We start from the raw sequence: 18,068 nt of genomic DNA on the forward strand, positions 1-18,068 counted from the left end.
GACGGCACGCCGCCGCCGCGGCGCCCGCAGCCGATCGCCGTCGCGCTGAGCGGCGAGCCGCGCCCGCTGCAACCCGGGCTTCCCGCGCTCGATGCGTTTCCGCGCAAGGTCTGGCACCGGCTCATATCGCAGCGCGCGCGCAGCAGCGAACGCGCACTGCTCGGCTACCCGAATCCGGCCGGTTACCGGCCGCTGCGCGAACACATCGCCACCTATCTGACGCTGTCGCGCGGCGTCACGTGCGTGCCGGAACAGGTGTTCGTCACCGGCGGCTACCGCGCCACGCTGGAACTCGTGCTGCGCAGCCTCGCGCGGGCGGACGAGCGCGTGTGGTTCGAGGATCCCGGCTATCTGCTCGCGCGCGGTTTCCTGTCCGAGACCGGCGTACAACTCGTCCCCGTGCCGGTGGACGCCGACGGGATCGACGTCGAGCGCGGCATGCAGCTGGACGCGCAGGCACGCTTCGCGGTGGTGACGCCGTCGCATCAGAGCCCGCTCGGGCATACGCTGTCGCTGTCCCGCCGCATCGCGCTGCTCGACTGGGCCGAAAAAATGTCGGGGTGGATCGTCGAGGACGACTACGACAGCGAGTTTCGCTATCTCGGCCGCCCGCTGCCCGCGTTGAAGAGTCTCGACCGGCGCGATCGCGTGATCTATTGCAGTACCTTCAGCAAGGCGATGTACCCCGGTTTGCGGCTTGCCTACGCGGTCGTGCCGGAGCGCGCCGTGGAGCGCGTCGAACGCGTGGCATGCAGCATGAATGCCGGTTCGCCGCCGCTGCTGCAGGCGGCGCTGGCCGATTTCATCGAACAGGGGCACTTTGCCCGGCATCTGAAGCGCATGCGCGCGGTGTACGGCGAGCGCCGCATGCTGATCGTGGACGCATTGCGTCAGGCGTTCGGCGAGCGGCTGATCGTCGAATTGCCGGTGGGCGGCATCCAGTTCGCGGTGCGATTCACCGACGGGCCCGATGGACCGGTCGACGACGTCGCCGTCGCCGCACGCGCGCGCGACGCCGGGCTCGCGGTCGTGCCGCTGTCGATCTGGTATACGAACAGCCACACGCCGCTCACGCCGCGCGGCCTCGTCATCGGGTTCGCGAACATCACCGACGCGGACGAAGCGCAACGTCACGCAAACACGCTGCGCGCCTGCCTCGGCCGCTGACGCGCGGCGGGGTCGCGCGTCACCGGCCAGATTGGTGTCCGACGGGAAACATTGAATCGCCCGCCGCGGCCATACCGTCGCCCGGTACGCTCCGCTAGCATGGAGGCGTCCTTCTCCGTGGACGAACCCGGATTCGGGCTGCACCGGAAAGATCGCCGCGCTCCGCATACGATCGTTCGCTCCACCTGTACGTGAAGACGCCATCTGCCCGGGCAATGCAGCCCCCTTTCGCAACACGCTTCGACAAATGAACGACGGGGATCGAAGCGTCGCTGAACTCGAGCACGCATCATGAATGACAACAAGCTGCAGGCCCCTCCGCTTTCCCTCCTCGATAGGTATCGGGGCCGGGAATTCCAGCCGCTCTATACGACGAGCGTGACAGTATCCGGTGGCGAGACCGGACACGGCCGCGCATCCGGCGTCGTGCGCTCGGACGACGGGAACCTCGCTGTCGATCTGCGCCTGCCCACCGAGTTCGGCGGGCCCGGCAACGGCACCAACCCCGAGCAATTGTTCGCGGCGGGCTTCGCCGCGTGCTTTCACGGTGCGCTGAACCTGCTCACGCAACGCGCCGACATCGAACCCGCCGATACGGTCGTGGAGGTGCGGGTGTCGTTCGGCCGCGATCCGATGGACGGCGGCCATGCATTGCTCGTCGACGTCCAGGTCCGGATGCCCGGCGTCGATCGAAGCATCGCGGAAGAACTGGTTCGAGCCGCGGAGCGCCTGTGCCCGTACGCAAAGATGGCCAGACAAGGCACCGTCAATATCGTGACCGTCGTCGACTGACGCGACGCCCGTCGGGCGGTAGCGGCACCTGTCCGCTGAAGACCTTCGTTGCTGCTCCCTCGCGCCTGACCGCTGCGCGTTCCGGGACACGCTGAGTCCTCGATGAGGCAAATGGAATGCATCTCGGAAAATCGTACAAGCTGTCGGAGTTCCTGATCTGGACTCGCTGGAACATCTACGAGCTCTTCGTCTTCGGGACTGTGCCGGTCATTCTGTACAAGTTCCTGTGCGTCACATGGTTGTCGATCCCGCTGACGATCGTGGTTCTCCTCGGAACCGCCACGTCGTTCATCGTCGGCTTCAAGAATGTCCAGACGTACAACCGGGCAACGGACGCGCTGGACATCTGGACCGAAATCGTGAGCAAGAGCCGTCGCTGGGGCCAGCTCGCGCGCGATTTCGCCGGCGACGAAGCGATTTCCCGAACGCTGATCGATCGGCACCTTGGATGGCTGACCGCACTGCGATACGACCTGCGTCGCCCGCGGGTCTGGGAAAGCACGAGCAAACGCTACAATGCGGAGTACCGCCGGTTCTATCGCGTGCCGGAGTGGGAACAGGACATCAGGGAAGTGTTGCCGAAATACCTGTCGCCGACTGAAACGGCACAGGCGCTCTCTTCTGCGTCCATCACAACCTTCGTGCTGAACCTGCAATGCAGTGCGCTCAAGACGCTTCACGCGGCCGGTCAGCTGAATACGAGCTTCTACATGGAGCTTCACAAGACGATCGGCGATTTCATCGCGCTCCAGTCGAGATCGGAGCGTTTCAAGAACTTCCCGTATCCGCGACAGTACGCGACCGTCAGCTCGCTGTTCGTCCGATTCTTCTGCCTGTCCCTTCCGTTCGGTCTTCTGAACGAATTCAACCGGCTGAACGATAGCGTGAGCGGCTTCATGCACGGCAACATGGTATGGCTGGTGGTGCCATGCAGCGTCGCCGTATCGTGGATGTATACATCGCTCGATCAGGTCGGCGAAGGCACCGAGAATCCGTTCGAAGGCGGTGCGAACGACGTTCCCATTTCGACGCTGTGCAGCACGATCGAGCGCGATCTGAAAGCGATGCTCGGGGAACAGGCCGGCCACCCGTGCGGCCACACGATCATCGCGCTATAGGGAACCGGGGGTCTTCTCGCCGGCATCGGGCCGAAGGCAGCGCACGCCCGATGACCTCCGTACGATTCCCGGCAGGCCTCGTTCAGTGCCCACCGCCCGCCATGCCGCCGCCGCCCCTGGCGGGCTTGGTGAGCCAGACCAGCGGCACGATCACGATGAAGATGATCGACGACAACCAGAAGATATCGTTCAGCGCGAGCATCGCGGCCTGTGCATTCAGCGTGCGTTCGAAGAACGCCGTCGCCTGATCCACGCCGCCGCCGAGCGTCGCCTGCAGCTGTGCGACGGCACTCGTATAGGCGGGGTTGTTCACGCTCGATTGCTCGGCGAGCCGGGCATGGTGCAGGATCGTCCGGTCGTTCCATCCGGTCGAGATCAACGACGTGCCGACGCCGCCCGCGAACACACGCACGAAATTGGACAGGCCGGCTGCAGCCGGAATGCGCTCGGGCGTCAACCCCGACAGAATGATCGCGGTCAGCGGCGTGAAGAAGAGCGCCATCGGAATACCCTGCAACAGGGTCGGCAGCACCAGCGTATAGGGATCGACGCCCGTCGTGTAATGCGAGCGCATGAAGAACACGCCCGCAAAGCCCAGGAAGGCCAGCGTCGCGAGCACCCGCGCATCCGACTTCGGCATGATCTTCGCCATCAATGGCGCCAGCAGCACGGCAAAGATCCCGAGCGGCGCCGTCACGAGTCCGGCGTCCACCGATCGATAGCCGAGATAGCCCTGAATCCATTGCGGCAGGATCACGAGGTTCGAGAAGAACACCGCGTACGCGACCGAGATCGCAATCGTGCCGCCGCGGAAATTGCGCAACGCGAAAAGGCGAATGTCGACGATCGGGTTTCGCTCCGTGAACTCCCAGATCAGGAAGAACAGGAAACTGATGGCAGCGACGACGGCAAGCGCGCAGATCACGGGCGAGCTGAACCAGTCGAGGTCCTTGCCTTTGTCGAGCATGATCTGCAGCGTCGCGACCCACACGATGAGCGACATCAGGCCGACCTTGTCGATCGGAACCTTGCGCACCTGCGTCTCGCGGTCGCGATAGATCATCCACGTGACGCCGGCCGCGAACAGGCCGACGGGAATGTTGATGTAGAAGATCCACGACCAGCTGTAGCTGTCGGTGATCCAGCCGCCCAGCGCGGGACCGGCGATCGGGCCGACCGTCGCGGTCATCGACCATAGCGCGAGCGCGGTGGCGCTTTTCGCCTTCGGATACGAACCGAGCAGGATCGCTTGCGACAGCGGAATCAGCGGCCCCGCGACGACGCCCTGCAAGACGCGTGCGGCGAGCAGCACGAGCAGGTTCGGCGCGATACCGCACAACCACGACGAAAACACGAACAGCAGGATCGCGGCCACGAACAGCCGGATCTGCCCGATGCGCTGCGTGAGCCAGCCCGTCAGCGGAATCGCGACGGCATTGGCCGCGGAGAACAGCGTGATCACCCACGTGCCTTCGTCGACGGAAACGCCGAGGTTGCCCGAGATGGTCGGAATCGCGACGTTGGCGATCGACGAATCGAGCACGTTCATGAACGTCGCGAGCGCGACGGCGAGGGTCGCAAGGATCAGCTTTGCGCCCGTCAGCGGCGGCGGTGCAGGTTGCGTTGAGGAATGCATCTCGCTTCCACTCCGGAGTAACGACCGCGCCGGCGTATCGATCCGGCCAGTCAGACGATGGGATCGACCGACGCGCGACAGTCACGCGCACCGGGTCGACGGTTCAGCTGGCGCGCGGCGTCGTGTCGCGTGTGTCGCGTGTGTCGCGTGTGTCGCGTGTGGCGCGTGTGGCGCGTGTGTCGTGCCTGGCGGAAGCTGCCGGCGATCCGACATGCCCCGTCGACCCCGCCTGCTCGATGACGACGTTTCGCGCGATGATCTTCTGGATCTCGGCATCCGCCTGTGCGCCGTATTCGGCAAACACGTTCGTGCGATACGACGTGTTCATCGCCGCGCCGAGCTGCGGGCCCGTGTCGTCGCGCGTATCCACATCGACATCCATCGACAGTCCGATACGCAGCGGATGCGCATCGAGTTCCTTCTGGTCGAGCTGGATGCGCGCGGGCAGTCGCTGAACGATCTTGATCCAGTTGCCCGTCGCGTTCTGGGCGGGCAAGCTCGCGAATGCGCTGCCCGTGCCGGCCGAGAAGCCGACGACGCGGCCGTGGTACTCGACCTTTCCGCCGTACACGTCGGCCGTCAGCGTGACGGGTTGACCGATGCGCATGTTGCGCAGCTGGCTTTCCTTGTAGTTCGCATCGACCCACACGCCGTCGAGCGGCACGATCGCCATCAACGGCGTGCCGGGCGACACGCGCTGGCCGACCTGAACCGAACGCTTCGCGACATAACCCGTGACGGGCGCGGGCAGGACGTTGCGCGCGTACGCCAGATACGCGTCGCGCACTTTCGACGCGGCCGCCTGCACGTTCGGGTGCTGGTCGATCGTCGTGCGGGCGGTCAACGCGCGGTTGGCTTGCGCCTGTTGACGCGCGGCGTCGAGCGCGGCCCGCGCGGCCGCCACGGTGTCGCGCGCGTGCGCGATATCTTCGGCCGACACGGCTCCCGGGTCGGCCACGGCCACGCGGCGGCGCAGATCATCTTGGGCACGGGCGAGATCGGACGCCTTCTGGGCGACGTTCGCCGCATACAGGTCGTCGTTCACGTAAAGACTGCTCACCTGCCGCACGGTCTGCCCCAACGCCGCTTCGGCGTTGCCGAGCGCGACTTTCGCATCGGCGTGGTCGAGCGTGACGACCGGATCGCCCGCCTTCACGATCTGCGTATCGTCGGCATTCACCGCCACGACGGTGCCCGCCACCTGCGGCGTCAGTTGCACGAGATTGCCGCTCACGTAGGCGTCGTCGGTGGATTCGTGGTAGCGCGCATACGTCAGGTAGTACACGCCATACGCGATCGACGATGCGACGACCGCCGCCGCGAGCAGAGCCAGCAGCAAGCGGCGCCGCCGCGTCGCGTCTTCGCTTGCGACATCGTCGCCTCCCGGCGGCGACGGGGCATGATTCACGCGTGCGGCTTCGGCCGGCTTGCGAACCGGCGGGTTGATTTCACTCATTACAATTCTCCAGGCAAATTCGATGAATCGAACCGCCGCTCAGCGCACGGCGACAGCGGGCACGGCCGCTGCGGGCACATCGGCACGTGCCGCGGCCCGCGAGCCTGCGAACGACGTATCGACGAAACCGCCACCCAGCGAGGACGCCAGCGCGATCTGACGATCGCGGCGGTCCATGCGCAGATTCGCGACGCCCTGATCGGCGGAAAGCGCGTTGACGTCGGCGTTCAACACGGTCAGTTGATTCGTGAGACCGGCCTGGTACTGAGCCAGCGCCAGCGCGGCAGCTTTCAGCGCGGCTTGCTGCGCGGCCTGCGCATCGATCAGTTGCGCGTCCGTCGACCGCACGCCGGCGATTTGCGTCGCGACCTCGCTCAACGCGGTGACGAGCGCCTGGTTGTAGGTCGCGACGGCGTGGTCGAAGGCCGCGTAGCGGCCCTTCAGTTGCGCGCGAAGCGCACCGGCGTCGAAGATCGGCAGGTGGATAGCCGGTCCGACCGACGCGGTGCGGCTCGCTGCGGTGAGGAAGCGCCCGAAGCCGAACGCATCGAGCCCGATCGCGGCGCTCAGGTTGATGTCGGGATAGAACTCGGCCTTCGCTTCCTTCACGTCGTGTGCGAGCGCATCGACACGCCACCGGGCGGCCACGATGTCGGGGCGCCGGCTCACGAGATCCGCGGGCAGATTGTCGGGGAGGCGAACCTCGCTGCCGCTGCCCAGCATCGGGCGCGCGATCTGCAGGCCGCGATCGGGGCCCGCACCCATCAGCGCGGCGATCTGATAGCGCGTCGCGAGAATCCGGCCGTCGAGCGATTTCAGCGACGCGCGGCTCGTCGCGAGATTCGCGCGGGCGGTCTCGCGCTCGACCTGCGTGTCGAGCCCGGTCGCGATCCGGCCTGCGGCGATGCGATCGATCCGCTCGCGCCGATCGATCTCCTGTTGCGCGATGTCGCGCAACAGGTACAGGCGGGCAAGCTCGTTATAGGTGCGCGCGATCGACGTCGTGAGCGTCAGCCTGATCGTTTCCGCGTCGGCGCGGCTAGCCTGAAGCGCCGACACCGCCGCCTTCAGCGCCTCGCGCTTCTTGCCCCAGAGGTCGAGTTCGTACGAAGCGCCGAGGATGCCGCGGTTCTCCGTCTGCCACGATCCGCCATACGGCGGCGGAACAAGCGCCGTTCCGGAGAATTGCTCGCGTGTGAGCGCGTAGCTGGCGTCGATGCGCGGCATCGTCCCCGCTCGCGCGGATTCTCCATAAGCCTGCGCAGCGGCCACGCGCGCCCGCGCCTGATCGAGTGTCGGGCTGTTTTTCAATGCCTCGTCGATCAAGGACTTCAACTGCCCGTCGCCGAACTGGTCGGCCCAATCCGCGGTGGGCCAATGCCCTTGCTCCAACGGAAGGCTCTGTTGCGTCACGTACTGCCGTGGATCGGTCATCGCCGCATCGCCGTGAATGCCGGCGTAATTCGCGCATGCCGACAACGCGGTCGCGACGATTGCCGGCACACCGGTCTTGCACAGGCTCGACGCGAGACGTCCAACGATTGAAAACATGTCCATTGATCGTCTCCTCACATGCGCCATCGAAAACCGGATGCCTCGACCGCCTTGCCGTGCCGGAATACTAGGAGCCGCGTTCATGCGCAGGTAGACCTGCATCGGAACACTTTCCCGTTCCTCATCGGCACCAATCGGTCGCGCCGCTGCAGTCGTGGAAAGATCCATGCGTCCGAGCGCCCGTCGTTGTCGCCGTATTGGTACGGATTGGGCAACACCATGCATCCCGAGCCGATCTGGTCCAGCGGCGCGTCTTTACCTAGCATGCGAGAGCGCGTCGGAGGCCATCGTTCGAACGAGGGTCACGGGGATCGCCTTGCTGGCAAGGCCTGCACCCTTGCGCCGATGCGCGTCGACGCACCACGCACCGTCCGGACACGCAAGGTCCGGAACGTTCGCGTTCGCCGATTACAGACCGGGAGAGATATGGAGAACGAGAGGTTGCAACCTCCGCCGCTGACACTGCTCGACAAATACCGGGGGCGGGAATTCGCCCCGCTCTACACGACGACGGTCACCGTCTCCGGCGGCAAAGCCGGGCACGGCCGTGCTTCGGGCGTCGCGCGATCCGACGACGGCTGTCTCGTCCTCGATCTGCGGTTGCCGCCCGAGCTCGGTGGCCCGGGCGGCGGGACCAACCCCGAACAGCTTCTTGCCGCCGGCTACGCCGCGTGCTTTCACGGCGCGCTGAGCCTGCTCGCGCAACGCGAGCGGATCGATATTCGCGACGCCACCGTGGCCGTCGAGGTGACGTTCGGTCGTGATCCGATGGATGGCGGATATGCGCTGACCGCCAACGTCACCATCCGCATGCCGGGTGTCGACCGGCAGGTCGCGGAACGTCTTGTCCGCGACACGGAGCGCCTGTGCCCCTATACGAAGATGGCGCGGCAGGGCATCTGCAATGTTCTCGCCGTGTCGACGTGACTGAAGCTCGCCGACATTCGTGGCGGATGATTGGTGCCGAGGCGACAACAGAGTGCGCACGTCCCCGGTACTACTGGCCCGCGAGCCCGCCGATTACGATGGCTGCCAAGCGGGTCGTGCGATCAATTGCGATACGCAGGGCCGGCAGTACCCGCTTCCACAAATCAGGAGAACGGATCATGACGCAACGTATCAACTACTTTCAGCAATCGCCGGAATTCACCAAGAAACTCGTCGAGCTCGACGGGTTGTTTCAAAAGACGACGATCGAAGTGCCGGTCCGCGAGCTCGTCGAGATTCGCGCATCGCAACTGAATGGCTGCGCGTTCTGCGTCGACATGCACGTCAAGATGGCCCGGATCCACGGCGAGCGCGAACTGCGCATGCATCACGTCGCGATCTGGCGCGAGTCGACGCTGTTTTCGCCGCGCGAGCGCGCCGCGCTCGCATGGACCGAAGCCCTGACGCATCTTTCGTCGGATGGCGTGCCGGATGATCTCTACGAACGCGTGCGGGCCCACTATTCCGAGAAGGAGCTGTCGGATCTGACCTTCCTCGTCGGTGCGATCAACTGCTGGAACCGGCTGAATGTCGCGTTCCGCATCGTGCCCGGATCGTTCGACAAGACGTTCGGGCTCGAGAAGGCCAACCTGGAGTAACGACATGAAACGCATCATGCTCACTCTTGCACCGCTTGCGCTGTCGCTGCTGATGCCCGTTCAGCCGGCCGCCGCCGCACCGCAAGCCAAGGTTACGACGCTGACCACGGAGCCGTTGCCCGAGTATCCGGGCAAGGAGGCCGAGATGATCGTCGTCGATTATCCGCCCGGCAGCGTCGATCCCGTTCATCGTCACGATGCGCACGCATTCGTCTATGTGCTCGACGGCAGCATCGTGATGAGCCTGAACGGCGGGAAGGAGGTCACGCTTCACGCCGGCGACACATACCACGAAGGCCCGAAGGACATCCACACGGTCGGACGCAATGCCAGCAGCACGAAGCCGGCAAAATTCGTCGTGTTCATGATCAAGAACCAGGGCGCGCCGATCCTCACACCCGTGAAATAGCGGGATCATCGTCGTGGCCCGGCTACGCCGGGCCCGCGCCGCCTGCTCAGCGTACCGGAAGCCCGCTCGCGGCCCGGTCCGCAGGCTGCGCGGCGCATACGGCTCCATGCAGGCGTATGCGCCGCCGCGTCACGCTGCGTCAGCAGAGACGTCGACGTCTTTCCTCAGGCCACCCCCCGTTCGCCCGGTACGATGATTCCGGAATCGGGACATCGCCGGGTATACTCCCCACCAGTATCCGCCATATACTCCCCCCCAGTTTCAGCCGAACCACGAGAAGCGACCTAAAAGGCGCAGAATCGTGGCAGGGTCTTGCGCGCGCACACGTCGCGCAAAAGGGCAGATCGATGCGCTCGCGCGTGCCGGAGCAACGCGCCGAGTGCAGATTGATTTTCCGGGAGGGGCTGCTCGCAACGACCCGGCATGGTCGAGGACGCAATGAACGGCAAGGTTCAACTTGCGCCGTTCGTGACACACGCGAAATCGCTCTCCGACATCAACGAAGCACTCGCTCCGATACGCAAGGGGAAGTCGATCCGAGCCGTCGTTCACCAGTGAAGCATCGAAAAGGAGCATGAACATGTCCGTCGCCATTCATCCCGCCGTCGATCGCGGCATTCAAAAGGGCGCCGCTGATTTCGCGGGCGGTACGCTGCGCTGCCTGTGCACGCAGGATCCGGTCGAGGTTAGGGTCGATGCGCAGGTCGCATTCAATCACGCGTGCGGCTGCACGAAGTGCTGGAAGCCGGCCGGCGCGCTGTTTTCCGTCGTGGGCGTCGTGCCGCGCGACAAGGTCACCGTGACCGCACATGGCGAGAAACTGCGCGTCGTCGACGACAAGGCGTTGATTCAACGCCATGCCTGCTCCGCATGCGGCACGCACCTGTTCGGGCGCATCGAAAATGCCGACCATGCGTTTTACGGGCTGGATTTCATTCATACCGAACTGTCGCCGGATACCGGCTGGGACGGGCCCGGTTTCGCTGCGTTCGTGTCGTCGATCATCGAGAGCGGCACGCCGCCGTCGTTGATGGCGGACGTGCGCGACACGCTGCGCGGCAAAGGGCTGGAACCCTACGATTGCCTGAATCCGCCGCTGATGGATGCGCTGGCGACGCAAACGGCGAAAGCCAAGGGGACATACCGGGAGGCTTGAGTTCATCGCCACGGCCGGCGCGCGGCGGGAAGCTGTGCGTCGTGCCCCATCGTGGCGCTCGCGAACGCCGCGGTGCCGCTTTCCAGGGCACTGACCACCGCGGCCCAAATTACAGCAGCGTTTTCGATTCCGGCTCGTCCTCGACGAGCAGCCCCCAGCAGACCGCAATTCTCTCCTTCGCACCGACCAGGACCTAATTCTCGGGCGCCGATGGAAGCGGAATCCAGTGCGTATACCCGGACTGCGAGTTCGCCACGTCCTCGAATCGAGCGACGACCGCGAATCCTCCGTGAGTCCACGCCAACACGTTGAGCGCCTGATCGGCATCCAGACGCGTCGGACAGTGTTGACTCGTCCTGATCCAATTCTGGCTTTTGCGTGCGCCCTGCCACCCATCCCATGCAGCAGCCACCCGCGTGCCCCTGACGTAGCCGTCCTGGTCACGGACCCGGTTGACGACGTCGGCGCGATATTCGCTTGGCGTATCGCGAAACCACCATTGCTCAAACAGCTCTCGTTCGGTTCTCACAGACGCCTCCCAACACGGTTTTGCGTCAAGCTCATTCCACAGAGTGAGCCGTCGCTGATTTCATCAGACGTCGAGCATTTGTTATTCCCGCGTCACGGCTCCCGTCGTCGCAACAGCGTGTGCGTCCGCTGGACTGCCGGCGCTCAAACTGGCCCGAAATCCGTCAGGAACGAACCAGGGTCGTGTTCCGCTCTTGACCGAAAAACGCTTGACACCTATGTCGCCGCCGCGTACTGTCGGCGGTGAAGTATTCAAGAAGCGCGACTGCTGCTCATCATCGACCGCGAACTGCGGTATTCGTTGTCCTCTCCCTCCTTGATTATTTTCCCGCGTCCATTCGTGGCGCATCCGCTCGTCTATTCTCAGGAGATCTAATATGGATACCGGTACTGTCAAGTGGTTCAACGACGGCAAAGGCTTTGGCTTCATCACGCCCGACAAGGGTGGCGACGATCTGTTCGCTCACTTCTCTGAAATTCGCGGCGACGGTTTCAAGACGCTTGCCGAAGGCCAGAAGGTCAGCTACGAGACCAAGAGCGGCCCCAAGGGCCTGCAGGCAGCGAACATCACCCCGCTGTAACCGTCTCAAGCCTCAATTCGCGCAAGGAGCGACGCGTTGCCGCCGCTCCTTGTGTCATGCATGGCTTCGCGGCGCCACACGTCTCGATGCCGGCTCGACTGGTCCGTCCGCTTCGCAGGGTGACATTGAACCTGCGTGCAGGCAGATGCCCCCGCATGGTGCGCGTGTTCGACCGCGCATGTGCGCTCGGCTCGGACCAGCCATCCTCGCAGGATCGCGCACGCGACGCAGCAGGAGAATTTCCATGACCCAATATCAGTCTCGCGGCAACAAGGCGCCTCCGCGTACCAAGCAGCCCGCGATGTTGCCCAAGCTCGGCACGGCATTGAACTGGGTGCCGCCGAAAGAATCCTCGATCACGAAACCGCAGCAAAAAAAGCGCCCGACGTCTGCGCAATAGCGACCGAGCGCGCGGCTGCACAAGCAGCAGCGGCTGTCGCGCAACCTGTTGCAGTGCGACGCGAAGCCGGTCACGATCCGTCACACGCGCCTGCCGGGTTGCAGGATGTAATACGGAATAAATTGGAGGCCCGGCGAACGATGCGCGTATGATGGGCTTATCCGAGCGATCACCAGCCCTCCGAACGCTCCCCTCCACCACCGCGCGCTTGTTGCATCCCCCCTCCGCCGCGCTGCAATTTTGTCCCTTTCACCCCCGCCGGCCCGCCCGACAATGGACGGATATCGGCCGGACGAGTTCGACCGTGCTTTTCGCCGCGGCCGAACGACAGGAGTTTGTCATGAGCATGCATTCCTACCGTGGATTCGAGATATATCCACTGATTTACCCGCACGTACCGGCAGCGAATGGTGCTCCGCACAACTACGATGCCGGCTTCGACGCAGCAGTCAGGATTTGTCTTCGCGGTGCGACGGACACACAGACGCAAAGCCAGACTTACCGGCTTCGCGATAACGGGCCGTTCGGTACTGCCGGTGACGCACGTCGCGCATCGGTGCGCTATGCCGAGAACATCATCGACGACAATCGCGAAACACACGCGTTCCTATCGAACGCAGGCTGAGGCGGCCACCAAGCCGATGCGATGCGTCGGCAATCTGGAGAGCAACATGGTCATTGACGAACTACTCGCATTGATCGGACGGCGCGAGGTTGCGTGGGCCGACACGATCTCGCTCGCCGGAATCTCTGATTCGGCGCTGTGTCATCAGCAAGAGTTGCAAATGTACGGCGCAATACGCGCGCTATCGATGGGTGCCGGACACTCGGAATTCGAGTCCGACGAGATAGCGAGCGCCGTCATGACACGACTCGGCTAATTTCTTATTCGAACGTTCTCAAACAGGGCAACCATGACAACCGTCACACTGAAAGTCAACGAACCGATCGATGTCGCACTGCGCCGATTTCGCCGTGACATCGAGAAAACCGGGTTGATTCGCGAGCTACGCAGCCGCACCGGCTATGAAAAGCCGACGACGGAACGCAAGCGCAAAAAGGCGAGTGCCGTTGCCAGGCAGCGCCTGCGCGCGAAGCGCATGTTGCCCCCGCGCAAAATGTACTAGGAGCGCATCGTGTCCAACCTGCCGGCCGACGCCCCCCCGTTTTTCCCGTTGACGAAATGCCAGGTGGATTTCGATCAACAGAAAGACATGGTGACGCTCCTGCCGAGCTTCTATGCGTTCGGCTGTGAGTACACCAGCCGCGGCCTCTTGATCGGCCGGGACGATGCCTTCAAATTGATTGCGGCCATAGAGAAAGCGCTCAGCGTTCAAGGCTGAGCCGGCGCGGACGCTTCACAAGCATCAAAAAGCAGAAGACCAACCATGCGCGTCGCGACCCGGTACGTGGACTTGCTCTGTTTCCTTGTTGCCCTTCAATTGGTCACCAAAAGGAAAACGCGCGAATGGTTGTCACCCTTTCAGCTCGTGGAATCACTGCAGGCATGGCTGATCGTCCACCGCGCGAAATGCGAGTGGCGCGATCGTGTCTGGATAGGGCACGCGTCACTTCAGATCGCGAAGGCCGTCCATTCCGTGGACGATCCTGCGCGCTCGGAGCAGCTTCCTGGCGTTGAAGACGACTCGACAGCCCGCCACCGAGGCGTGCTCGCCAATCGGTCGGGCCTGCGGATAAAGTGCATTCGGTACCTTCGAGAGCATGTCTGAGAGTGGCAGCGCGCACGACCACGTAGCCCGCGACAACCCTAAACCTGGAGGAGCCCATGCTCTTCAATTCGACACGGTTCCGAATCGATCCGACACCACGCAGGGCCGATGGACAGTACATCGCACATGCGAGGATTACCACGTTGCTCGTCGACGGAGATGAGCGGCAGGTCCTCTGCAGCGGCGATCTGGCTGCCTTCGAACACCGCGACGATGCAGTTGCGCACGCAGCGAAATGGGGAGAAGGTTGGTTGACCGCACAATTTGGCTGAAAATGGGGAAAGTCGGCGCACGAACGTGAAGCACGTAGCTGACGGCCTCTTCCTTCCACATCGATAGCCCCACGCAGACGGCCCGGTTGGAAGGAGTCCGATTTGCCAACGCCATCCGAGACGAAGCCACGCCGCGATGATCAATGACCCAACGTCCATCCCCCATTACCTCGTCCTGCTGAGCGGCTGGCAGCCCTATGTGCTGGATATGGAGCGCATCGTCATCCGACGGGAAGCCAGTCGGTTGTTGCTGGCGTTTGCACGGACGCGTGGAAAACTCGAGCGTATCGACGGTGACGAATGGAACATGTTTTCCGACGCACAAAACCTGTCGACACTCGAGCGTGGGCAGGCGCGGTTCTACGCACTGGTAACAGGGACCGAAACGGAGCATCAGCTGCGGTTGCTCGCCGTTCTCTGAAATTCGATTTCCGAGTGGGGCCCCGGCGCGGGGAGATTCGACCGCGCTACCTGAATACCGATCGTTCCATTCACCGCACGCAAGGCGCAGCTTGACGTCCTCACCCGCCTAAAGGCAGGTGATTCCCACACCTGGCGATGCACGTCCGCATCGGAGAATGTTCAGTGCAGCGTTGGTATCACGATCATGCTCGACACCACATTCACTACAGGCCCACTCTCTTATTCGCAGTCCCGCGATACCTTTCGGCCGCGTCGTGCTGTCTTTCGATCCGCACGACGAACAGGACTGGGTGGAGCCGCTTTCGTCCACTTCCTCGAACGTGGCCCCGTGCGCCATCGCCTTGTAACGGAGCTTGTTTCGGAAGGACGACCAGGATGCGTCGTAGACGCTCTTCGCCATGCTGGTTCTGGCAAGTTTGACGGCCGACACGTTGCCGACCGCGATGTAATCGAACCGTCGCACCAGATCGAGGGCGAGCTTGTGCTGGAAATCGGCACGGGCATTCGCGACCTTGGCGTGCAGCTTCGCGATATGTCGCTTGTGCTTGCGCGCCCGTTGCGCTTTCGCCAGTTTCTCGGCCGCGCATCGACCGAACCGATCGTGAGGCAGCTTCTCGCCCGTCGAAAGTGTGGCGAAGTCTTTCAGGCCGAGATCGATGCCGACACCGGAACGGATCGGGCGGGCCTGCACATCGGGCATCTCGATCACGATGTTGAGAAACCAGTTGCCGCGTGCATCCTGCGCAAAGTTGGTCCCGTCCTTGATCTTGCCTTCGGGAAGCGCCCGGCAGTTGAACACGCGAAACGTGTTGCCGGCGAAACGGAACGCGTCACCCTCGCGCTTCAGGTCACGCCCCTTCAGCGGCACCCAGCCCAGCGATTTCCTGCCGCGATAGCGCAGGTAGGGCCGACGGTGCTGACTGCGCGACTTCGCATATTGCTCGCACGTCGCGTTGATCGTGCCGGAGTGGATGCCGAGCGCCTTGCTGCTCCCCGTCGTCAGCACGTTCAGATCGAATCCCGTCGGCCACTTCTTGCTCCACTTGAGCGCGTGCTTCTGCGTGTCATTGCAGAAGTTCCAGACGTAGTTCACCGCACGGCTCTGCTTGTTGAGCAGTCCGTTGAGCGACTTCACCCGGTAGCGGTAGACAAGAATCATGCAGGTGATCCTAACCCGTGGAAGAAGCTGCCTGTCAACAGCACGCCTTTCCTTCCCGCCATCCGCCCCGAAGGAAGTCCCCTTGGGGGAAATGGCGGGGTTTCTCGGAGCAAATTCTGATGAAACTGGTTTTGGTGGGTGCTTTGTTGTGCTGTGTGATCGTCTTCGTGTTCTGGGGCAACCCGCGAGACGGCGACCGGTAGCGCATCCGTTGCCATCGTACGACCTCGAGTCGATCGCGCAATAAGCGCGCCGCCGCGCGGGCGCCGGCCGCGCCCCCAAACGATTCCCCCGTTCATCCCACGGAAGACCGCTTTGCGCCGACGGCCTGCCGGCCGCCGCGCGGCGTGTCGGCTAACTCAGCTCCGCACGGCAGGCGCCGGGTCGTGCGCGCCGGACATCAATGCCAGTGCCGCAAGCGCGCTGGCCGGCGCGAGCAGCGCCCAGAATCCGATGTAGCGAAAGCCGATCGCGCCAGCCATTGCGCCCAGCGCGAACGCGACGATCGCCGGCAACATCTTGCCGAACCGTGCGCGTGCTGCCACGCGCGCGCTGTCGGCCGTGCCGGCGGACAACAGGTCGACGACATCGAGAATCGCCTGCGTGACGTTGCCCGTCATCACCGTGTTCGGCACGCTTGCGCGTGCGATCACGCGTGGATGCGCGTTCTGCACGCCCATCGCGAACGTGCCGACGATGCCGGCCACCAGCACCGGCAGGCTGTCGGACTGCGTGACGGGCGTCGCCCACACGCCGGCCACACAGAAGCCGAGCAGCATCACGGCCTGCACCGCATACAGCGCACGCGCGCCCTGCCATGCCGGCCGCGCGGACAACGACCGCGCGATCAGGCTCGCCGCGATGACGCCGCATATGAAGGCGGGAAACACGCTCAGTTTCAGCAGGAGGCCCTGCCCGAATCCGGCGACGCCCGCGCCGATCAGCACGAAGTTGCCCGTCACGTGTGCGGTGAACAACCCGAACAGCGAGACGAAGCTCAGCGTATCGACGAACCCGGCGACCGCGGAAAGAAGGGTGTCTTCAGATTTCAATTCGTGATGTTTGCGTAAAGGTTGGGCGACGTGGCGACCGTGAGTTGCACGGTTGCCGCGTCGCGTTCGCGGGAGGACCGACCCGGCGGTCAGGGATTGCCGTCGCCCTCCCCCCGTTGAATATCGCCGACGATGGTGACAAGGACGAGCGCCGCAATCAAGCCCAGATGCTCGAAAAAGCTGTTCAGCGCCATGAAATGTTCAGCGCCCGAGCGGTTCCAGAAATCGTTCGCCACGACCATCGCGACGAGCGTCAGCATCCCGAGGCTACCCGCGCCGAGCCACGTGAAGCGGCGAAACACCACGCACAGCGAGCCGCCGATCTCCACCGCCACCGCCAGCGCCGCCCACAGCGCGGGCGGGTGCAGGCCGAAATGCGCCTGCTCCGCGACCGCATCGCCGAAGTGCATCGCCTTGCTCACCCCGCCGATCAGGAACGCGGAAACGAGCGCGAGCCGGACCAGCGATCCGACCCACGCCTGCGACAGGAGCGTGCGAATCCACCCGGGGCTGCACCGGCCGGTCAGGGTCGTCATGTCAGACCGCCCAGCACGAACAGCCGAACGCGCCCCAGAAGCCCTTCGCGTCCGACGTCGGCAACGCACGGCCCCACGCGCTCGCATGCGCATGGCCGTGCATGCCGCACGCGGTCGAACAACCGCACGCGGCAGCGGCCGCTGCTGCTCGCTGCAGCGGCGCGCCCTCGCGCTGCGTCGCGCCCCAGCCGCCATAGCCGCCGTACGCGCGCACCGGCGACCAGTCCGGCATCGCCGGCGGAATCGGCAAATCGTGCGACGCGAACGGCCCGGCACCCCACACGATCCGGCCGCCGACCACCGTCAGCAACGCCGTCGTGTCGGCGATATCGTCCTCCGCGCACGTGAAGAAATCGCGATCGGGGACCATCAGGTCCGCCAGCTGACCGACCGCGATGCGGCCCTTCTTGCCCACTTCGTTCGAGAACCACGTCACGTACTCGGTCCACATGCGCAGCGCGGTTTCGCGATCGAGCAGGTTGCGCTGCGGATACAGGCGCATCCCGCCGACCG

At 64.1% G+C, this 18,068-nt stretch carries 23 protein-coding genes and 1 pseudogene; 17 read left to right on the forward strand and 7 right to left on the reverse strand.

All coding sequences use genetic code 11. The features are described from left to right. From F3J14_RS26060 to F3J14_RS26070, 3 genes are all read left to right on the forward strand, one after another. Window positions 1-1,167: PLP-dependent aminotransferase family protein (locus F3J14_RS26060; protein ID WP_166725419.1), on the forward strand; the 1,167-nt coding region annotated here is incomplete at its 5' end. Between the two features lie 291 nt (window positions 1,168-1,458). Further along, window positions 1,459-1,959 (forward strand): Ohr family peroxiredoxin, encoded by a 501-nt coding sequence (locus tag F3J14_RS26065; protein WP_166725420.1) that lies wholly within the window; start codon window positions 1,459-1,461, stop codon window positions 1,957-1,959. Between the two features lie 116 nt (window positions 1,960-2,075). After that, the gene (locus F3J14_RS26070; protein WP_166725421.1) at window positions 2,076-3,077 is read left to right on the forward strand and encodes a bestrophin family ion channel; all 1,002 of its coding nucleotides are present in this window, start codon (window positions 2,076-2,078) and stop codon (window positions 3,075-3,077) included. 82 nt (window positions 3,078-3,159) lie between these two features. On the opposite strand, the gene F3J14_RS26075 is transcribed toward F3J14_RS26070, so the two are convergent. The 3 genes from F3J14_RS26075 to F3J14_RS26085 form a co-directional block, all read right to left on the reverse strand. Then, on the reverse strand, window positions 3,160-4,713 hold the full coding sequence (locus F3J14_RS26075) for a DHA2 family efflux MFS transporter permease subunit (protein WP_166725422.1): 1,554 nt from the start codon (window positions 4,711-4,713) through the stop codon (window positions 3,160-3,162). Window positions 4,714-4,816: 103 nt separating this feature from the next. Beyond that, a complete protein-coding gene (locus F3J14_RS26080) occupies window positions 4,817-6,169 on the reverse strand; it encodes an HlyD family efflux transporter periplasmic adaptor subunit (protein ID WP_166725423.1) in 1,353 nt (450 codons plus the stop codon). Between the two features lie 39 nt (window positions 6,170-6,208). Further along, the gene (locus F3J14_RS26085; RefSeq protein WP_166725436.1) at window positions 6,209-7,726 is read right to left on the reverse strand and encodes an efflux transporter outer membrane subunit; all 1,518 of its coding nucleotides are present in this window, start codon (window positions 7,724-7,726) and stop codon (window positions 6,209-6,211) included. Between the two features lie 423 nt (window positions 7,727-8,149). On the opposite strand from F3J14_RS26085, the gene F3J14_RS26090 reads away from it, so the two are divergent. From F3J14_RS26090 to F3J14_RS26150, 14 genes and pseudogenes are all read left to right on the forward strand, one after another. Further along, entirely contained in the window at window positions 8,150-8,650 is a 501-nt protein-coding gene (locus tag F3J14_RS26090) for an Ohr family peroxiredoxin (protein ID WP_166725424.1), read from the forward strand. A 179-nt stretch (window positions 8,651-8,829) separates the two neighbouring features. Beyond that, on the forward strand, window positions 8,830-9,309 hold the full coding sequence (locus tag F3J14_RS26095; protein ID WP_006754713.1) for a carboxymuconolactone decarboxylase family protein: 480 nt from the start codon (window positions 8,830-8,832) through the stop codon (window positions 9,307-9,309). A 4-nt stretch (window positions 9,310-9,313) separates the two neighbouring features. After that, entirely contained in the window at window positions 9,314-9,718 is a 405-nt protein-coding gene (locus F3J14_RS26100; protein WP_166725425.1) for a cupin domain-containing protein, read from the forward strand. A gap of 390 nt (window positions 9,719-10,108) precedes the next feature. Continuing rightward, window positions 10,109-10,276 (forward strand): annotated as a pseudogene (locus F3J14_RS35820) (S-(hydroxymethyl)glutathione dehydrogenase); the annotation flags it as partial. Between the two features lie 22 nt (window positions 10,277-10,298). Then, a complete protein-coding gene (gene gfa / locus F3J14_RS26105; RefSeq protein ID WP_166725426.1) occupies window positions 10,299-10,874 on the forward strand; it encodes an S-(hydroxymethyl)glutathione synthase in 576 nt (191 codons plus the stop codon). 905 nt (window positions 10,875-11,779) lie between these two features. Further along, the gene (locus F3J14_RS26110; protein ID WP_006754718.1) at window positions 11,780-11,983 is read left to right on the forward strand and encodes a cold-shock protein; all 204 of its coding nucleotides are present in this window, start codon (window positions 11,780-11,782) and stop codon (window positions 11,981-11,983) included. Between the two features lie 244 nt (window positions 11,984-12,227). Further along, window positions 12,228-12,383, forward strand: a complete 156-nt coding sequence (locus tag F3J14_RS26115; protein ID WP_166725427.1) for a hypothetical protein — start codon at window positions 12,228-12,230, stop codon at window positions 12,381-12,383. A gap of 340 nt (window positions 12,384-12,723) precedes the next feature. Then, window positions 12,724-13,008 (forward strand): hypothetical protein, encoded by a 285-nt coding sequence (locus F3J14_RS26120; protein ID WP_006754720.1) that lies wholly within the window; start codon window positions 12,724-12,726, stop codon window positions 13,006-13,008. A gap of 46 nt (window positions 13,009-13,054) precedes the next feature. Continuing rightward, window positions 13,055-13,264, forward strand: a complete 210-nt coding sequence (locus F3J14_RS26125) for a hypothetical protein (RefSeq protein ID WP_166725428.1) — start codon at window positions 13,055-13,057, stop codon at window positions 13,262-13,264. 33 nt (window positions 13,265-13,297) lie between these two features. Then, a complete protein-coding gene (rpsU, locus tag F3J14_RS26130; RefSeq protein ID WP_006754722.1) occupies window positions 13,298-13,510 on the forward strand; it encodes a 30S ribosomal protein S21 in 213 nt (70 codons plus the stop codon). 9 nt (window positions 13,511-13,519) lie between these two features. Beyond that, on the forward strand, window positions 13,520-13,726 hold the full coding sequence (locus F3J14_RS26135) for a hypothetical protein (RefSeq protein WP_006754723.1): 207 nt from the start codon (window positions 13,520-13,522) through the stop codon (window positions 13,724-13,726). A 45-nt stretch (window positions 13,727-13,771) separates the two neighbouring features. Next, window positions 13,772-14,113, forward strand: coding sequence for a hypothetical protein (locus F3J14_RS26140; RefSeq protein ID WP_166725429.1), 342 nt, complete (start codon window positions 13,772-13,774; stop codon window positions 14,111-14,113). 56 nt (window positions 14,114-14,169) lie between these two features. Then, entirely contained in the window at window positions 14,170-14,385 is a 216-nt protein-coding gene (locus F3J14_RS26145) for a hypothetical protein (protein ID WP_166725430.1), read from the forward strand. Window positions 14,386-14,521: 136 nt separating this feature from the next. Continuing rightward, window positions 14,522-14,806 carry a hypothetical protein gene (locus F3J14_RS26150; protein ID WP_166725431.1) on the forward strand — a complete coding sequence of 95 codons (285 nt, stop codon included), beginning with the start codon at window positions 14,522-14,524 and terminating at the stop codon, window positions 14,804-14,806. 108 nt (window positions 14,807-14,914) lie between these two features. On the opposite strand, the gene F3J14_RS26155 is transcribed toward F3J14_RS26150, so the two are convergent. The 4 genes from F3J14_RS26155 to F3J14_RS26170 all read right to left on the reverse strand — a co-directional run. After that, the gene (locus F3J14_RS26155) at window positions 14,915-15,967 is read right to left on the reverse strand and encodes an RNA-guided endonuclease TnpB family protein (RefSeq protein ID WP_166725432.1); all 1,053 of its coding nucleotides are present in this window, start codon (window positions 15,965-15,967) and stop codon (window positions 14,915-14,917) included. Window positions 15,968-16,326: 359 nt separating this feature from the next. Next, window positions 16,327-17,019 (reverse strand): YoaK family protein, encoded by a 693-nt coding sequence (locus F3J14_RS26160; RefSeq protein ID WP_166725433.1) that lies wholly within the window; start codon window positions 17,017-17,019, stop codon window positions 16,327-16,329. 89 nt (window positions 17,020-17,108) lie between these two features. Continuing rightward, window positions 17,109-17,555 (reverse strand): DoxX family protein, encoded by a 447-nt coding sequence (locus F3J14_RS26165; RefSeq protein WP_166725434.1) that lies wholly within the window; start codon window positions 17,553-17,555, stop codon window positions 17,109-17,111. A gap of 1 nt (window position 17,556) precedes the next feature. Further along, window positions 17,557-18,068, reverse strand: a 512-nt coding sequence (locus F3J14_RS26170) for an amidohydrolase family protein (RefSeq protein WP_166725435.1), incomplete at its 5' end; no start/stop codon positions are given.

It is taken from the genome of Burkholderia sp. Tr-862 (genome assembly GCF_011753085.1).
Lineage (GTDB): Bacteria > Pseudomonadota > Gammaproteobacteria > Burkholderiales > Burkholderiaceae > Burkholderia > Burkholderia ambifaria.

Bases quoted from the DNA above. Each gene is read 5' to 3' on its own strand.
- F3J14_RS26065 (WP_166725420.1), top strand. From the start codon at position 1,459: ATGAATGACAACAAGCTGCAGGCCCCTCCGCTTTCCCTCCTCGATAGG.
- F3J14_RS26070 (WP_166725421.1), top strand. From the start codon at position 2,076: ATGCATCTCGGAAAATCGTACAAGCTGTCGGAGTTCCTGATCTGGACT.
- F3J14_RS26075 (WP_166725422.1), bottom strand. From the start codon at position 4,713: ATGCATTCCTCAACGCAACCTGCACCGCCGCCGCTGACGGGCGCAAAG.
- F3J14_RS26080 (WP_166725423.1), bottom strand. From the start codon at position 6,169: ATGAGTGAAATCAACCCGCCGGTTCGCAAGCCGGCCGAAGCCGCACGC.
- F3J14_RS26085 (WP_166725436.1), bottom strand. From the start codon at position 7,726: ATGGACATGTTTTCAATCGTTGGACGTCTCGCGTCGAGCCTGTGCAAG.
- F3J14_RS26090 (WP_166725424.1), top strand. From the start codon at position 8,150: ATGGAGAACGAGAGGTTGCAACCTCCGCCGCTGACACTGCTCGACAAA.
- F3J14_RS26095 (WP_006754713.1), top strand. From the start codon at position 8,830: ATGACGCAACGTATCAACTACTTTCAGCAATCGCCGGAATTCACCAAG.
- F3J14_RS26100 (WP_166725425.1), top strand. From the start codon at position 9,314: ATGAAACGCATCATGCTCACTCTTGCACCGCTTGCGCTGTCGCTGCTG.
- gfa (WP_166725426.1), top strand. From the start codon at position 10,299: ATGTCCGTCGCCATTCATCCCGCCGTCGATCGCGGCATTCAAAAGGGC.
- F3J14_RS26110 (WP_006754718.1), top strand. From the start codon at position 11,780: ATGGATACCGGTACTGTCAAGTGGTTCAACGACGGCAAAGGCTTTGGC.
- F3J14_RS26115 (WP_166725427.1), top strand. From the start codon at position 12,228: ATGACCCAATATCAGTCTCGCGGCAACAAGGCGCCTCCGCGTACCAAG.
- F3J14_RS26120 (WP_006754720.1), top strand. From the start codon at position 12,724: ATGAGCATGCATTCCTACCGTGGATTCGAGATATATCCACTGATTTAC.
- F3J14_RS26125 (WP_166725428.1), top strand. From the start codon at position 13,055: ATGGTCATTGACGAACTACTCGCATTGATCGGACGGCGCGAGGTTGCG.
- rpsU (WP_006754722.1), top strand. From the start codon at position 13,298: ATGACAACCGTCACACTGAAAGTCAACGAACCGATCGATGTCGCACTG.
- F3J14_RS26140 (WP_166725429.1), top strand. From the start codon at position 13,772: ATGCGCGTCGCGACCCGGTACGTGGACTTGCTCTGTTTCCTTGTTGCC.
- F3J14_RS26145 (WP_166725430.1), top strand. From the start codon at position 14,170: ATGCTCTTCAATTCGACACGGTTCCGAATCGATCCGACACCACGCAGG.
- F3J14_RS26150 (WP_166725431.1), top strand. From the start codon at position 14,522: ATGATCAATGACCCAACGTCCATCCCCCATTACCTCGTCCTGCTGAGC.
- F3J14_RS26155 (WP_166725432.1), bottom strand. From the start codon at position 15,967: ATGATTCTTGTCTACCGCTACCGGGTGAAGTCGCTCAACGGACTGCTC.
- F3J14_RS26165 (WP_166725434.1), bottom strand. From the start codon at position 17,555: ATGACGACCCTGACCGGCCGGTGCAGCCCCGGGTGGATTCGCACGCTC.